At 59.0% G+C, this 16,054-nt stretch carries 10 protein-coding genes; 5 read left to right on the forward strand and 5 right to left on the reverse strand.

Annotated elements, in window-relative coordinates; all coding sequences use genetic code 11:
• Nucleotides 1–68: 68 nt before the first annotated feature.
• The 3 genes from ACOYO3_RS07705 to ACOYO3_RS07715 all read right to left on the reverse strand — a co-directional run bounded on the left by ACOYO3_RS07705 (nucleotide 69) and on the right by ACOYO3_RS07715 (nucleotide 2,438).
• The gene (locus ACOYO3_RS07705; protein WP_002519443.1) at nucleotides 69–554 is read right to left on the reverse strand and encodes a universal stress protein; all 486 of its coding nucleotides are present in this window, start codon (nucleotides 552–554) and stop codon (nucleotides 69–71) included.
• Nucleotides 555–729: 175 nt separating this feature from the next.
• Nucleotides 730–1,293: a PPA1309 family protein gene (locus ACOYO3_RS07710; RefSeq protein WP_002513396.1), complete on the reverse strand. Its 564-nt coding sequence runs from the start codon at nucleotides 1,291–1,293 to the stop codon at nucleotides 730–732.
• Nucleotides 1,290–2,438 (reverse strand): YlbL family protein, encoded by a 1,149-nt coding sequence (locus ACOYO3_RS07715; RefSeq protein ID WP_002524902.1) that lies wholly within the window; start codon nucleotides 2,436–2,438, stop codon nucleotides 1,290–1,292. Before ACOYO3_RS07715 ends, ACOYO3_RS07710 begins: the two co-directional genes overlap by 4 nt.
• A gap of 86 nt (nucleotides 2,439–2,524) precedes the next feature.
• Here ACOYO3_RS07715 and ACOYO3_RS07720 point away from each other — a divergent pair, with 86 nt between their 5' ends.
• On the forward strand, nucleotides 2,525–3,886 hold the full coding sequence (locus ACOYO3_RS07720; protein ID WP_002513394.1) for a zinc-dependent metalloprotease: 1,362 nt from the start codon (nucleotides 2,525–2,527) through the stop codon (nucleotides 3,884–3,886).
• Here ACOYO3_RS07720 and ACOYO3_RS07725 read toward each other — a convergent pair.
• Nucleotides 3,874–4,500, reverse strand: coding sequence for a M48 metallopeptidase family protein (locus tag ACOYO3_RS07725; RefSeq protein WP_002519440.1), 627 nt, complete (start codon nucleotides 4,498–4,500; stop codon nucleotides 3,874–3,876). The two genes, ACOYO3_RS07720 and ACOYO3_RS07725, sit on opposite strands and share 13 nt — an antisense overlap.
• Before the next feature lie 128 nt (nucleotides 4,501–4,628).
• Between ACOYO3_RS07725 and ACOYO3_RS07730 the strand changes: the two genes are divergently transcribed.
• On the forward strand, nucleotides 4,629–5,585 hold the full coding sequence (locus ACOYO3_RS07730) for a hypothetical protein (protein WP_002524901.1): 957 nt from the start codon (nucleotides 4,629–4,631) through the stop codon (nucleotides 5,583–5,585).
• On the opposite strand, the gene ACOYO3_RS07735 is transcribed toward ACOYO3_RS07730, so the two are convergent.
• On the reverse strand, nucleotides 5,531–7,651 hold the full coding sequence (locus ACOYO3_RS07735) for an ATP-dependent DNA helicase UvrD2 (protein WP_427305838.1): 2,121 nt from the start codon (nucleotides 7,649–7,651) through the stop codon (nucleotides 5,531–5,533). The genes ACOYO3_RS07730 and ACOYO3_RS07735 overlap by 55 nt on opposite strands.
• Before the next feature lie 124 nt (nucleotides 7,652–7,775).
• On the opposite strand from ACOYO3_RS07735, the gene ACOYO3_RS07740 reads away from it, so the two are divergent.
• The 3 genes from ACOYO3_RS07740 to recD are packed head-to-tail and all read left to right on the forward strand — an operon-like array spanning nucleotide 7,776 to nucleotide 16,037.
• Complete coding sequence (locus tag ACOYO3_RS07740) at nucleotides 7,776–10,925, forward strand: exodeoxyribonuclease V subunit gamma (protein WP_002516399.1); 3,150 nt, start codon at nucleotides 7,776–7,778, stop codon at nucleotides 10,923–10,925.
• Nucleotides 10,922–14,158 carry a UvrD-helicase domain-containing protein gene (locus tag ACOYO3_RS07745; RefSeq protein ID WP_002516406.1) on the forward strand — a complete coding sequence of 1,079 codons (3,237 nt, stop codon included), beginning with the start codon at nucleotides 10,922–10,924 and terminating at the stop codon, nucleotides 14,156–14,158. The genes ACOYO3_RS07740 and ACOYO3_RS07745 overlap by 4 nt, the downstream gene beginning before the upstream one ends.
• On the forward strand, nucleotides 14,151–16,037 hold the full coding sequence (gene recD / locus ACOYO3_RS07750) for an exodeoxyribonuclease V subunit alpha (RefSeq protein ID WP_002524899.1): 1,887 nt from the start codon (nucleotides 14,151–14,153) through the stop codon (nucleotides 16,035–16,037). The genes ACOYO3_RS07745 and recD overlap by 8 nt, the downstream gene beginning before the upstream one ends.
• Nucleotides 16,038–16,054: the final 17 nt, after the last annotated feature.

Here is a 16,054-nt window from a genome sequence, read left to right on the forward strand (position 1 = left end):
CAAGCCCGTTGGAGATACGGAACGTCCGATGAGATGGCGACGAACAGCGGCCCACGATCCTGCTGCCATCACGAGCAGAGTGGGTGTTTCCAATCCTCGCCTCGAAGCGGCACGATGATGACCGGCCGCAGCTGACGGCGTCCCAACTGCACGGCAACCGAGCCGTCCAACCACTCCTGAACGCCAGCGCGGAACCCGGGCCTACGGGTACCAAGGACGAAACATCCAGCGTTGATGGTGTGAGCTAGATGCGCCAACTGCTGATCCGGCAAACCAGACAGATATACCAGCTCCCAATCCGCTTCCGGATAGTCAGACATGAAAGCGTCGAGAGCGCTATAAATGGCTGACTTGGCAGTTTCCATTGAGATCCGCTGCGCTGTCGGGTCAAGCGGATGGCTGGTGTCGGGGTTCGACGGACTAGAGACTCGGTCCGTCGCCACGTGCGCGAACACAATTTTGCTGCCCATGGCCTTCGCGTATTCGACACCCGTCTCCAACACCGGCTTCGGGATGCCCGGCATGATCGCGACGATCACAGGACGGCACTTCATCGTTCCGCGAGGTGAACGCTGATATCTTCCGGGCGTGCGACGTGGCCCGTGGTCGGTCTGGTCCTGGACACGGACCTGTTCATGGACTGGTTGATGATCCGTCATGATCGTCTCCTAGATGTGGCGGCACCACCGCGCACATTACCGACCAGAAGGCAGTTTTCGCGCCAAGTCGTCAGCGCAGGGTCTCCAGCACGGCTGATTCCAGCGCAGGCACCAGATCAATCGAGCCAAGAAGCTCGTCGGGGTGCTCGACGAGACGGGCGACACCGTAGTGGCTTCCATCGCGAAGCGCCCCGGCCACCACTCGTACCTCTTGACGTTTCGGATGAGCAGCTACAAACGCCGCAGCTTTTTCCGGATCGTGAGGTATCTCATCGGCGCAGTCATCGGGTAAGAATATCCTCTCGACGCAGATAGCGGCCCCATCCACAGCATCACCCCACGTCGTGGTGGCAAGGGCCTGAGCAAGGTCTTCACCGGGACGAAAGTCGTCCTGCTCGATACTCGACAAGCTGTCATGGCTACCGATGGCAAGCTGACCAGCCAGCGCTGGCTCAGCTTTCACAAGATCGACGGTACGCACCAGCGCGAATAGACGAGGCGGACCGCCCCAGCTCGACGAAGCAACAAACCTCTCGATCTCAGTCAAGCACGCAATCAAGGCATCATCAGCCGACTCTGATACTCCCTGTGCGACCTGGGGATCCTGCGTCATCTCCACGTCCTCATCATTCAACAATGCGGTATTCCCGTTCCCCCGGCACGGATTTTCTGGATAGCAGCGATGGCGTCCTTAAGACTCGATACTTTGACCAGTCTCATGGAAGTCTCGACTCCACTTATATCGCGGCAGTTGCCGGCTGGAACGAGGAAGATCTTCGCACCGTCGCGCTCAGCTCCCGCGATCTTCTCTTGAATTCCGCCAATAGCAACAACGTTACCGTCTGGGGAAATGCCGCCAGTTCCCGCGATCCGCAGTGAACCGATGAGGTCGTTCGGGGCCACCATTTGGTAAATCGACAATGCCATCGCAAGCCCAGCAGATGGACCGACGATATCCCCCGGAATGTTATAGGTGATCGTTGGGGTATATCGGTAGCCCGTATCGATAGTGACACCTACTGCCGGGGCGCGTCGATCACTTACTGACGAAACTGTCGTCACCGCAATGGTTTTCACAGACGAATTGCGCAGAACCACAAACACGACGGTGTCCCCCACCGTATGTTTCCGGACGGCCTTGCCGACGTCGAGAACGGAGGCCATTGGTTTCCCATCCACCTTCTCAATGAGATCCCCGGGCGCGAGTTTTCCATGCGCCGGACCTGCGGCACTGACAGCACTGACCATGGGCATCTCAGTGACAGGTTGACCGGCAGCTCGTAAAGCGGCCACGGCGGCGTCACGCTCTGATGTGTCCATCATGTACGACTCATCAGCATCGACCTGCTGAGGAGACCGTCCCGGCGGGTAAATGGCCTCCCGCTGAAGTACGTCATGGTCCGCGCGCAGATGAGCGACTAACGCCTCGGCCATGCTGAGACGTGAATCAGCACGGGTGATAGAGACGGTCGTCATCCGCATCTCGCCCTCACCGTGCCGAGTGGTCAAGCCGTCGACCTGAATCATTGGCTTGCCCCGTTCGTTCGTCGAGAGCAGATTCACGGTCTGGCCGGGAGACCGCGCCACGAACGGGATCGGGACGAGAATTAAGGCCAAGACGCATAGCAACACGACGAGGGCAGACGAGATCGCTGTCCAGCGAGTAGGAAAGCGCACCGTTTGCCGGATTTCGGTCTCGACCGTTGCTATTACGTTGGCGGACGCGCCAGAGTCATGCGCCTGCGACGTGGGCGTGGTTGGCTCGGACATGATGGTCATGTTAGCCGCTGCGAACGATGACTTTTCCACGACTGCCACAGCCCTAGACTTGGTTAAGACCGCACGACGAGCGAACGGAGACGGGAATGAACGACGGACCCCAGAATCCTGGGCAACCCGACCCCGAGGAGATGGCTGAGCAATTGCGTCGCATGATGCAGCAGTTAGGCCTACCCGTCAGCGGTGATCTCACCTCATTTATGACACAGTTGTCACAGATGTTCGGATCCGGTAGTTCGGTAGGGTTTGGCATGCCCGGGACAAACCCGAGTGATGGACCAGTCGACTGGTCTCACATCAAAGACATGGCTAGGCACATCACCGCTTCCCATGGCCCTGACCCGGCGCCAGGTCAGCAGGAACGCACAGTTTTACTCGATGCGTCCCGTCTTGCAGAGAGCTGGCTCGACCGCGAATGCGAGTTCGCTCAGGTGAACGTCCAGCCAGCGTGCTGGAGTCGTGCAGAGTGGATTGAACATACCTTCTCCTCCTGGCAGTCTGTCGTCGAGCCAGTGCTGGTCTCCCTCACGGAAGCCATGACCGGGCTGATGTCCCCGGGCGGCCCCAACGATCCGATGGCCGCACTTACCCAGATGATGGGCCCGGTACTGCGCAGGATGTCAGCGATGCTGTACGGGGCCCAGCTGGCCCAGGGGCTCGCAGAATTGTCGACCTCAACAGTCACCGGCAGCGAGATTGGCCTACAGGTGCTATCTGTACCCCAAGTCGTCATCCTCCCCACCAATATCGCCGCCGCGTGGAACGACCTAGACCTCGATCCGAGGGACGTTGAGCTCTACCTCGTACTGCGTGAATCCGCTCGCCAACGCCTATTCAACGCGGTGAGCTGGCTCGGCCCGCAACTGCTAGCCCTGGTCGAGCATTATGCTCGCGAGATCCGCATCGATTCCTCGGCTATTGAAGATGCCATCGACATTGACGACCTCTCCCAGCTGACGCCAGAAAAAGCCCAGGAAATGTCGGAGCGTTTACGGGGACGCCTCTTCGAGCCAACCCGCACACCAGAGCAGGATGGCGTGCTTCAGCGTCTAGAGACCCTGTTGGCACTTATTGAGGGATGGGTTGACGAGGTAACCTTCCAGGTTGCTCGCACCTGGCTTCCTAGTCACGATCAGCTTGCCGAGGCGGTACGACGTCGCCGTGCCACATCCGGCCCTGCAGAGGTCTTCTTCCAGTCCTTGCTCGGTCTCGAGTTACGTCCCCGCCGGGTGCGCGATGCCGTAAATCTGTGGGCAGCGCTGCGCGAGGCCCGAGGAACAGTCGGGCGGGACCATGTGTGGAACCACCCCGACCTCGTCCCCACTGCCGCCGACCTCGACGATCCACTGGGCTATGTCTCGGGAGATCGCCAAGATCCCTCGGAGGGCGGCGACGACCTCGACGCTGAGTTAGAGAAGCTGCTGCGAGATCACGGTCACGACGACTGATCCGCTGGGTTATCGTCAGGATCGTTCCTGGTGTTATCAGCTTCCCCGGAAACAGCCCACTGAAAACCAGTCAGAAAACCCTCCGCCCGTTCGGCGTTAGGGAACCCGGCGAGCAATTCGTGAAATCGTCGATTGTGATGGCCCTCCACGAGGTGGCAAAGCTCGTGGGCTAAGACATGGTCAACGACCCAGTCGGGGAATCCGATCATGCGGTCAGACAGCCTAATCTGACCGGTCGACGGCGTGCATGAACCCCAGCGGCTGTTCTGATTGGACACCCACCGCACCGACGCCGGCTCGACCGTGTCGTTGACACGCGGATCGAGATACTTCTGGCACAACCGAAGGGCGCGCCGAGTCAGTTCGTCATTGCTGTCATGGTGTCGCCGACGAGCATCGGACTTCGTCACCTTGTCCACCAGTTCCATCACTTGACGATCCTGGTCAGCCTTTCGCATACCCATGGGCACCATGACGAGGACGGAACTCCCCTCCATCCTGGCGCTCAAGGTGCGACGTCTACGAGCGCTACGTCGAATGATGATCTCAGGTCTACCATCTCGTGCCTCGATGATCTCGTCCGGAACAGCCATGTCAGCCATAACGCCCATCATGCCGGGTGAGAAGGACACTTTTGACACCACTGACTTCGGCAAAAGGACGTACGAAGTTGACGAGAACTAGAGCCTGTCCTAGATTGACGTTAGCCTCCGGATCTCAGATGTGCAGGGGAAGGCACATCGTGATGGTCCGGGGGTTTTATGTATCTGTATCGTTCCCAGTCAGCTTCGGTAGCGTCCTGACGACGTGTTGTCCCAACGGCATGAGATGTTGTCCGAATGGTTCAAGTTGTTGCCCATTTTCCTCATGGTGTTGCCCGTTTCTTCGCCGGGACTTACGTAAGCTCCCAGGTCCTGGGAAAACTCAGGTCATGCACGTTGAACTTGATTGTCCTTGGGTCCCGGTTTCAGGCGGGTTACGCCTCCTCGCTCCGGATGGCCGGTCTTTCCGACTGCGCGGCGCGACGGCAAGCGCCGATGGACATGTCGAAGTCCCGGCAAAAGTTGCGCATCACTTATATGAAGCGGGCGTAGCCACCGAGCCCTGCGATCTTCGAGTGGCGGTCGTCAGTGATCATGGCTGTTCCGACGATCTGGTGCGGGGTCTCACAGCGCGTCGCATCGACATCACAACGTGGGTAAGAACGCCTGAGCCCGGAAACACCCGCGATCTTCGTCGCATCAGTGGGCATGCCAATCTTGACGTTCATGTCGTTGTTATTTGCCCCCGCACCCTCCTCGGAGGCCGCGATGTGGCCGAGCAATGTCATCGCGCGGGGATCCCGTCGGTCGTCGCATGGGGACGCCATCATTGGGCCGTGCTTGGCCCTATCAGCGATGGCAGCCCCGGATGCCAACACTGTGCTGACATGGCGATGGCAGCCCGCGACCCTGACTGGGTGACGATGGCTCGCAGTATGAAGGAGGGGGAGTACGATCCCGCAGTCACCGAGTGGCTTGTCAATCGAATTGAACGTGCCGCACTATCTATCCGCGACTCGACGGTCTCCCGTCGACCGAAAACCTTCCACGTGCGTACCATTGCCGGCGAACGCAGTATTGAGGTGCCAGCCCAGCCTGGATGTCACTGTTGGTTATCCGAGGAACCGTGCAGCACCTTGATGAGATCAGCCGCGTAAAGATCGGCCTTGCGCCTACCAATTCCGGGGACCTGCAATAAACTTTCCATAGAGTTAGGTCGTTTCTCCGCCACGCCCAGCAAGGTAGCGTCCGTGAGAATGACGAAAGCTGGCACTCGATCGGCTTCCGCGCGTTCGCTGCGCCACTGCCGCAACCTCTCGACGAGAACTGGGTCGACCCCCACCTCGCAGGCAAGGTGATGGCCGAGTTTTCGGTCTCTGGCCGCCGTAAGGGCTTTGCCGCACACCGAGCAGACTGTGATCGTGGCACGACGTTTCCGGCGATGTCGCGGGGGTTTGTCGGTCGTTTCCCCCGTCCCAGGGAGGCCGCGCAAAAATCGCGAGATCCCCTGCCGGTCCCGGTTCCCTCCAGACCACGAGTACGAGACCCACAGGTCTCGTCGTGCTCGAGTTACGCCAACATGCAACAACCGGCGTTCCGAAGCCACCTCAGCCGGAGCTTCAGCCATGATGAAGGGCACCATCGTGTCATTTATGCCATAGAGGGCCACGACATCCCATTCGAGCCCCTTAGATGCATGCAAGGTTGCCAAGGTAACGCCGTCGCCGACCGGCGCCTCCTGAGTGGCCGCCCGACGGGAGAACACGGCTGCCAGTTCTTCCAGCGTCCTCGTCCCGTCGTCTACAACCGAGACCGTCAGGTCGTGCAAAGCTTGCAACGATTCCCACCGTTGCCGGACATCACCTTCTCCGTCGGGCGCAATAGCCGACCAACCTTGAGCTGCGAGTATCCGATCAAAAGCCCGTAGCGGATCCGCACCTGGTTCATCAGCAGCAAGCCGAGCCAAAGCGTCAAGGCTGCGTCGCACCTCGCCCCTGTCATAGAAGCGCTCAGACCCCTTCACAAGATATGGGATGGACCTCTCGGCCAGCGCGGTCTCAAGCTGGGCTGCCTGAGAATTAATCCGGTACAAGACGGCAATCTCAGACCATGGGATTCCCGCAGCATGGCGCGATTCAATCCACATTGCTACAGCTGAAGCTTCGGAGGCATCGTCCCCGAGAGCTTGATAGATGGGCTCGGGACCGGATCGACCCCGCGAAACCAATGTGACTCCCCTGCCATGTTCCAGAGCCTCCTCTGGAGTCATACGGTTGACAAGAACTTCATTGGCCAACTGAACGATCTCGGGAGTGGAGCGGTAGTTGCGAACCAAATCGATGCGTTTAGCGCCAGGATGATCGGCAACGAAGTCGAGGAGGTAGTCAGCTCGTGCGCCTGCATAAGAGTGAATGGCCTGGTGCGGATCTCCCACGACGCATACATCATTTCGATCGCCAAACCACAGTTCAAGCAACCTATGCTGCAGCGGAGAAACGTCCTGGTATTCGTCGACAACGAAATGTCGGTACCGAGCCCGAATCTCCTCAGTGATGTCACGGTGCTGAACCAACAATCCCACCGCGCACAACAAAATATCGTCCAGATCAATGACGCAGCGTTCCTTCTTCACAGCCTCATATCCAGCGAGGACGCGTCCTACGTCAGTTGCCGAAACTCCCGCCACCACCCGGCCTTCCGCCCTAGCCAGGGATGCGTATTGATCAGTCGGCACATTTGAGACCTTCGCCCACGAGATCTCGGCGGACAAGTCGCGCAGCAGCGCCTTGTCATTGCCCAGACCAATGCGATGGGTCGTCTCCGCCACCATCGAGAAACGAGAATCACTCACCGGTGGCAACTCACAGTTATATGCACGAGGCCAGAAAAACTTGATCTGCCGCAACGCCGCAGAATGAATAGTGCGAGCCTGCACACCAACAACCCCCAGATCGGCGAGTCGACCTCTCATCGTGCCAGCTGCCTTAGTCGTAAAAGTGACCGCGAGGGTACGACGCGGATCAAGCTTGCCTGTCACTGCGCCGTAGGCAATGCGATGAGTGACAGCACGAGTTTTACCTGTCCCGGCACCAGCTATGACGCACACTGGAACATCGAAGGTCTTCGCAACCTTAACCTGTTCAGGATCCAGTGCCGCCAGAATCGCATCTGCCGTTCGGGTTCTCACAGCGATCACCATAAGGGTCGTGACCGACAGCAACATGCCGCCGTGGCATTGTGAGTGTTCCGCACGTGTACCACAGCTGACTCGTCAACTTGTCATGACTCGCCACTAAACTGATTAATCAGTTCGGCAGAAGGCCGAGCTATCACGAGGAGGTGCGTCGATGGCCGGTGTGGTGAAGGTCTTCCATTCCTGGCGCTGCGTCAGTGACGCCGTCGTAGCAGCTTTGTCGGAGCCCACCACCGATCCATTCGTCCGGCCGATTCTGGTTGCTCCTGGCAATGCTCAGTCTCGATCTTTGCTGCAATCCCTTGCCCGCCGTCATGGAATCGCCGCCGGTATCGATACAACAACGCCGCTGGGCCTACGAGAACGACTCGAGGAAGATCTCCTGGGAGTCAAGCGGGAAAACGATCCGTGGCAGCCCGGGTCCCTGGCCCTGCGTATATGCCGCGTCATTGAGAACAATTCCCCCGGTTTTGAGGTTGTTTCAGCCCATCTGGAAGCCAGCCGTCGGCAAGGAGTGCCGCGTGCAACATGGACAACTGCACGACAAGCTGCAGACGCGATCTGCGCGCTAGCTCGCGACTCTCACGACGTCTTGAATGCCTGGGCCGACGGTGCCACCCCCACAACTCACCAGGGTGATACTGACCTTGCGGGTGACCCCCTGGATCCCGCCCGCGCGTGGTGGGCCCCGCTGTGGCGTACCCTTCTTGCCGAACCATGCCATGTTCCGGACCCCGTGAGCCGACACCAGCTCCTCGTCGACGCGATACTCACTCAGTCACGATCTGAACCGCCGATCGTGTGGTTTTCATCGACGACCACGGCTCAGCACGACGTCAGCTTGGCGGAAGCGTTGTCGGCCTCACACGACGTCACCATCGTCCATCTCGATCATGGCATTAGTGGTGCGGATCCGTGGCGGACCTTTGACCGGGCGCGCTCTGCCACGACCGCGCGATGGACATCGTCATCGATCTGTACAGCGCAAAGCGCGGTTACCCACCGCAAAGAGCTGCCAACAGTCGAAATACACCAATGCCACGGAGTTGATCGTCAGGCCGAAGTAGTGCGTGATGTTGTATGCGCAGCTCTCGCCGACTACCCAACCTTGGAACCCAGGGACATCGTCGTCATATGTTGCGGGCGCCAGGACACCGCCCACCTTCTTTCCGCTGGGACTTTGGCAGATATCGATCACCCTGCACATCAGTTGCGGTTCACGACCCCTCCGCAACGCGAGCATGTTAATCCCGTCACTGAAGCGGTAACGACCATCTTGGGCCTGGCCTCCTCACGTGCCACGGGACAAGACTTACTCAGTCTGTGCGCCATGCCTGCGGTGCAGACTCGATTCGGATTCTCCGATGACGACCAGGAGGCGATTGAACGGCTGGTGAGCCAGGCCGATATCCGGTGGGGAGTTGACCCTGCCGCAAGGGACAAGGCAGGGCTGGGCCGGATCAAACAATCGACCTGGCTGGCTGGCATCGAAAGGATGATTCTCGCCATCGCGATGTCGTCTACACCACCAACTTATCTGGGGACAGTGACGCCGATTACTGACGTCGGATCGACAACAATCCCCCTCGTCGGGAAACTCGCTGAACTCGTATCCCGAATGCGCAAGGCGTTCCTCGACACTGAAACACCTGCACCGATTGCCACCTGGAAACGCCGGGTCAGCCAGATCGTTGACAACCTTGCTGCCGCTCCCGCAGACGCTCCTCGATCGGCGCTACAGACTCTTGCCCTGCTGACAGGTCTGGAAGGGGTCGCAGAAGACAGAGAGTTTGATCGCCAGGAGATCATTGACCTCCTCAACTGGCTCTCAGGCATCCATCGTGGGCGGCACAGCTGGTTCGATGGATCAATTCAGGTGTGCCGTCCGGGTGAGCTTACCCCCGTCGACCACGAAGTCGTGATTGTCGTCGACCCCGACCAAGAAGCTGTTCATGCCGATCTCCTTCAAGGCTTGCGAGATGAAAACCTCGATCCGGCTGCTAAAGCACGACAAGACCTTCTCGACGTCGCTCTGTCAGCCAGAACCCTCCTGGTCGTCGTGAGGCAGGCGCGCAGCCCTGTGAGCAACCTCACCGTGCTGCCGGGCCCCTTTACGAGAACCCTCTCTCAAGCTCTCAAGGCGCAGTCCGCAACACCGCGTTGCGTTAAACACGGTTTGCAACCATTCTCTGCCGATGAATTCTCTCATCACAGTGATACCGCTTGGAGTGGATTCGACAACACCGCGGCCGCAGCGGCAGGGTGTCATCCTGGATCACAGCCTCGACCCCATCGTGTCGTATTGCCCCCGGTAGCCAAGTTGCCTGAATCCCGGATGTCCCTTATCGACCTCACTCTCGCCCTGTCTCACCCGGCACGGACGCTCTTGCGAGCCCGTGCTGGTGCACCAGCTAATGAAAGATCTACTGACCTTCCGGTCGACCTGCCACTGGCACCAAGCTCATTAGACAAATACTGGATACGTTCCCGGATCCTGGCTGACCTGGAACACGGTTTTCTGCTAGACGACGCCATCAATGCTGAACGGCTCCGCGGCTCTACTCCTCCAGGGCACCTGGGCCAGCACATCGTCACCAAATTGGCTGAGGACGCGATGCAGATTTGTCAGAGGGCCAATCGGCTCCGTGGCGACCAAGACGAGCAGTTCATCGAAATTGACTTCGATCTCGATGAGGGTAACAGCCCCCCATTGCTATGGCCTGACGAACTCATTGTCGATCCCATGCACCCAGTTCACCTGCATGGTCGAGTCGGTGTGAGGAACCATCAGATTGTCCACGCTGTCGCATCCCGGGCGAATGCTAGACCGCTCCTCGACCTGTGGGTCGATCTGCTCGCTGTGACCGTCGCCACTGACGAACCCGGATGGTTTGGAGTCCTGGTCCCGAACGGCGACGTCCTGCGGATGGCTTCCCCAGCGCCGGATCATGCTCGCGACATCCTGGCTGGGCTCGCCCGAGTCGCCTGGTGGAGCAACCAGCAACTCATCCCGTTGCCTGTGAAATTGGCACACGCGCTCGTCGAGTTGTCCCCCATGGCGCATAACGACTATCGCACCGGAGCCAGCGCCCTCCAAGTGCAGTGGTCGCGAGAATGGGATCCAAACTGGGCGGCATTTTTGGGAACCGATGTGGGTGAGCTCATCGCCTGCTGCCATGAGTTAGGTACCACCTTGACGGAACTTTCCGAATGGCTTTTCGATCCGATTAAGCAGGCGTTGAGAGGGGCTGGGTCTTCACCATCGACGATGGCACAGTTTTCGAATTCGGGGAGGAGGGCATGACCACCAACACCTCCTTTGACATCACTCAACCACTGCCACAAGGAACCGTCCTGCTGGCAGCAAGTGCCGGGACTGGAAAGACATGGACCATCTCGGCGGTGTGCGCGAAAGCTATCGCGACTGGTCTGGTTCACATGGAGAACCTTCTCCTGGTGACCTTCAACCGATCAGCTGCCCGCGAGCTGCGCGGACGAGTCTACGAACGCCTTGTCAACACCCGTTTGCTACTAGCAGGCGCCCGGGAACCCTCTGACCCCTGCGATTGGTCGCTTATCCGATGTGGCCAGGCAGGACTCACACGAGTGGAGTCTGCTCTCGATAACTTCGACAGGGCGGTTATCACCACCACCCATGAGTTCGCGTCCCGAATGCTTGTGGAGTTGGGAGTGTTATCAGACCATGACCCGTCCTCAGTGCTGATGACTGATCTTGCCCCCCTAGCAACCGAGGTATCCGATGACCACTACCTGGCACAGTATCTCGACTGTGACCGACCGCCCTCAGTGCGCGACAAACGCGAGCTATCTCGAGATGTCGCGGTGAAATACGGCGAGGTTCCGATCTTCTCCAAGGACGATGCAGACACGCCTGTGCAAGACGTGCTGTGGGCCTTATCAGTACGAGAAGACGTCCGGAGACGCTCCAAATCGCGGTCGGTTCATACTTTTGACGACCTTATTGGCGATCTTGTCAAGGCTCTTCGTGACCCATACCGTGGCCCGTTAGCTTGCGCAACGCTTGCTCATCGGTTTGGACTCGTCATGGTTGACGAGTTCCAAGACACTGATCCCCTGCAATGGGAGATACTGCGGCGAGCCTTCCACGGCCACAGCAACCTTTGGCTGATCGGCGACCCAAAACAGTCGATCTACGCCTTCCGAGGGGCTGACATCCACGCTTATCAAGACGCGGCCCAATCTGCCAGCCATGTCCTTCATCTTGACGTCAACTACCGAACTGATAAGCCCATTGTCGAGGCCGTTAATACCCTCTTTAGCAACGCTCAGTTGGGCCACGATATCTCAATGGAGTTAGTGACGGCCCATCATCAGGAATCTCGAATTAAGACAGCGGCCACCGATGGACCGCGCTACCACTGGTCTCAACCCTTCCAGATCCGCTGTCTCCAAGCTCCTGCCGGCGCGCAGCTCAACACAGCCACCTCCGATCAGTTCGTCACTGAAGACCTCGTTAATCAGGTAATCATGATGCTCGAGGGCGGAACGGTCGTTCAAGATGGCGACGGGTTAAGGCCACTTCGCCCCACCGACATCGCGATCCTGGTGCGAACACGTCGCAGGGGTGCCGAACTTGCGACAGCGCTATCACAGGCCCATCAGCCTGCAGTGTTCTCTGGTGCTTCACCGGTGTGGTCGTCTCAGGCGGCTGAAGATCTTATAACCTTGCTCGAGGCTCTCGAGAATACCGATGAAAGGCTGCGGACCAGATTGTGCCTGTCTGACCTCATCGGTGCAACGCCAGCCGATTTGGCAGCATCCGATTCACGGGTGCGCTCTGACCTGGCTATTGACCTGGCTCGCTGGTCGAGTACCTGGACGATGACGGGGGTATGGGGAACGGTTGAGGCTGCCCTTCATCGCCCCGGTGTGCTGGTGCGTCTGGTAAGCATGGCAGGTGGTGAGCGATACGTCACCGATCTACGTCAGGTGGCACAAAAGGCGCATATTGCGGCCTGTGAAGGAAGGTTGACGGCGACGGCAACCGCAGCGTGGATCCGCGAGCAACAGCAACTGGCAGGCGACGACGAACCCCGTCGCCTTGATAGTGACCAACAGGCTGTCATCATCATGACCATCCATGAGGCAAAGGGTCTGGGATTCCCCGTCGTGTTATTGCCTGACATCACCAATGGATGGGCGCCGAAGCAGAGCATCAATGGTCCGATCGTGTGGCACGACGGGCAACGGCGCGTGTTGGACATCAGTTCGCAGGGAACCGATCGTTCCATAGCAATCGAGAGCCACGAAGAGGACGAGCGGGGCGAGAACCTTCGCTTGCTGTACGTCGCCCTCACCCGCGCCCGATCTGCTGTACGACTATGGTGGTCCCCTTGTCCTCTGCGTCATCGATGGTCCGCCTTCCAACGCCTTGTCGAGATGGACCGCACGACGGGCGAGCTCGGCTCAGGCGTTGCCGGGACCGACCCCGGAACTCTCCCCTGGCTCAACTCCGGACCGATTGCGACAGTAATAGCGCCTGCTAACCAGAAACTCCTTACCCGGTCGGTCAGCGCCCAGCCTCGTGCCTGCGTTGTCCCTAGGACGCTGACGCGACCACTCGACACCGCGTTTGCCCGAACCTCATATTCAGGACTGACGGCCAACCTCCACGCAGCCGTGTCAGAACCTATGACTGACGGCCTCATCGATGAACCCGTTGACGACGAGACCGTCGATGACACAGCCCCCGGTCTGTGTGGGTTACCCGGAGGAACCTCCTTCGGCACCCTGGTTCACACGGTCCTTGAGTACATCGACACCGCGGCCATCGACCTCTCCAGCGAGGTACTCTCAATCACCCGCAGAGCCCTTCGAATGTCGCCCTTACCAGACGTCCCGCCATCCGAACTCGCCACCAGTTTGGAGCAGGTTCTTCACAGTGATCTCGGACCCTTGGCCCCGGGCATGACCTTGGCAGATTTTTCCCCGGCGGATCGACTGGCTGAGATGAATTTCGAACTTGCCATGGCCCAGTCCGGACGATCGACCACCATGACAGACCTAGCGTCCCTCCTCTGCGATCCGAGTCTGGTGCCACCCGACGATCCCATCAGCGGCTACGGCGAAATATTGGCCCATATCCCCAATGGCGACCAGGCGCTACGCGGCTTTCTCACCGGTTCGATCGATGCGGTCTTAAGGCGACCCGATGGTCGTCATCTAGTTGTCGATTACAAGACGAACCGAATTCCTGGAGTCCACAAGCTCAGTCCTCATATGTATGACGCACACACGATGAGGACCATGATGTTCAGTTCTCACTACCCGCTGCAAGGATTGTTGTATTCGGCAGCCTTGCATCGATTCCTGGCATCAAGTCTGCCTGGATACGACCCCGCAACCCATCTCGGCCCCATCGGCTACCTTTTTGTTCGAGGTATGGCTGATCGTCCAGTACCCGACGGTGACATGCCTGACGGAGTTTTTACCTGGCATCCGAGGCCTGAACTCATTGAGGCGATCAGCGAGCGATTGGGAGGTCTCCATGACTGACCTCGTCCCGGTAGCAGCAGGAAGTCGGCTCGAGCCCTTCGCCCGAGCCGGAGTCCTCGAGGCCAGCGACATCCATTTAGCCAATCTAGTGTGCCGCATCGGTGGCGAGACCAACTGCGATGTCAGCCTCGCCATCGCTTTATCATGCCGTGAGCTTCGGCGCGGGTCCGTGTTCTGGGACCCACATGAAATCGCAAACGTCGTCCGCCAGCAAATCCTTGATCCGGCAATTCCAGACATCGAAACCAGCGACCAGGCAGCCCTATTCGCGGAATTGGAATGGCCACCTCCAGGCGAGTGGCTGTCCACGCTAGAGGCCAGTCCCGTCATTGCTGGCCGTGATGATCCGCTCAACCGGTTGCCGGCTCGGCTTGATGATGACCTGGTCTACCTAGAGAAATATTGGCAAGCTGAGCATGATGTCGCCCGCGATCTCGCTACCCTCGCTGCGGATCCGCCAAGCCAAGGCCCAGTGTCGGCCGACGATGTTGTTTCCAGCATCAGTAATGCCTTAGCAGCATCCGGAATTATGTTGGATCCAGCTCAAGCTGATGCTGCCATCGCCGCAATTATGCACCGAGTTAGTGTGCTTGCAGGTGGCCCCGGAACCGGCAAGACAACTACGGTATGCGCCCTCCTAGCTGCCTTGCAACAGGCTGACCCTCATCTTGGAGCCGTGGCCCTTGCGGCTCCCAGCGGCAAAGCAGCGGCACGCTTGCGTGACTCAGTTTCGCAAGTTTCAGAGCGAATGCCCGATGACCTGAAACCGATTGTTGCTGACGCAACTACCGTCCACTCACTGCTGAAATGGCAGGGGCCGGGAACCTCATTCGGATATGACGAGCAACACAAGCTTCCGTTCGGAGTCGTCGTCGTTGACGAAGCATCAATGCTTTCTCTGCCTCTGGCCGCTAGCCTCCTCTCTGCAATCGGGCCTCAAACTCGTCTAATTCTCGTCGGGGACCCAGGGCAGCTTGTCTCGGTGGACGCCGGTAGTGTCCTGGCCGACATCGTTTCGTCGGCTGATGCCCTCCAAGCGCAGCTTCCTGTCACGATCCTCACCTGTAACCACCGCTCGAGAGGAGATATCGCACGGCTGTCGGAGGCGGTACGCGAGGGAGACAAGAGCACTGCGTTGGACGTATTGGCGACAGCTGCTGGCGTGACACATGACTCTCCTTCCCCCGATAGCATCGCGACGATCAGTGGTCGTCGCAGTATTACGTGGATCGACGCTGACCCGGCGAGTATCACCATGGCCGACCTTCCGGCGGTCGCGGAGGTGATCGCACGCACCGGGGCAAGAATGCTTGAGCTTGCTCAGGCTAGTGCCGACGCTGCTGCTCTCAAACTCGTCGATGCCCACCGGTTGTTGTGCGCTCACCGAGAGGGGCCATACGGGGTAGACGAGTGGTCTCAGCGCATGGTTACTGTACTTTCAGATGTGTTGCCTGGTGTTGGCCAAGGCCGGTGGGTTCTCGGCGAAACTGCAATAGTAACGCATAACCTCGCACAATTGGGAGTCAATAACGGCGATTGCGGGGTCATCGTTGAAACAAGGCCCGTCCCCACGATAGCTCTACCGGGACCCGGTGGAGTCCCCAGACGGTTGCCCTGTTCCCTCATCCCATCGCTGCAACCCTTACAGGCGATGACGATTCACAAAGCGCAGGGCAGCCAATTCACGGACGTAACGGTGGTCCTGCCACCACCCGACTCGCCCCTCCTCTCTCGTGAGTTGCTCTATACCGCCATCACGCGTGCACGTGAACACCTCACTGTGGTGGGCACAAGGGAGTCTGTGGAGAGGGCGATTGACCGGGCTAATGATCGACGTTCTGGGATTCAGCGCCGGTGGGAAGAAAGTCGCACTTCCTGATGAGACCGGAGTCTCAA

This window comes from Cutibacterium sp. KBN10P07758 (genome assembly GCF_050286205.1).
Lineage (GTDB): Bacteria > Actinomycetota > Actinomycetes > Propionibacteriales > Propionibacteriaceae > Cutibacterium > Cutibacterium acnes.

What these genes read in the sequence shown, in the direction of transcription:
- ACOYO3_RS07705 (WP_002519443.1), bottom strand. Translation starts at nt 554, where the DNA reads ATGAAGTGCCGTCCTGTGATCGTCGCGATCATGCCGGGCATCCCGAAG.
- ACOYO3_RS07715 (WP_002524902.1), bottom strand. Translation starts at nt 2,438, where the DNA reads ATGACCATCATGTCCGAGCCAACCACGCCCACGTCGCAGGCGCATGAC.
- ACOYO3_RS07720 (WP_002513394.1), top strand. Translation starts at nt 2,525, where the DNA reads ATGAACGACGGACCCCAGAATCCTGGGCAACCCGACCCCGAGGAGATG.
- ACOYO3_RS07725 (WP_002519440.1), bottom strand. Translation starts at nt 4,500, where the DNA reads ATGATGGGCGTTATGGCTGACATGGCTGTTCCGGACGAGATCATCGAG.
- ACOYO3_RS07735 (WP_427305838.1), bottom strand. Translation starts at nt 7,651, where the DNA reads ATGTTGCTGTCGGTCACGACCCTTATGGTGATCGCTGTGAGAACCCGA.
- ACOYO3_RS07740 (WP_002516399.1), top strand. Translation starts at nt 7,776, where the DNA reads ATGGCCGGTGTGGTGAAGGTCTTCCATTCCTGGCGCTGCGTCAGTGAC.
- ACOYO3_RS07745 (WP_002516406.1), top strand. Translation starts at nt 10,922, where the DNA reads ATGACCACCAACACCTCCTTTGACATCACTCAACCACTGCCACAAGGA.
- recD (WP_002524899.1), top strand. Translation starts at nt 14,151, where the DNA reads ATGACTGACCTCGTCCCGGTAGCAGCAGGAAGTCGGCTCGAGCCCTTC.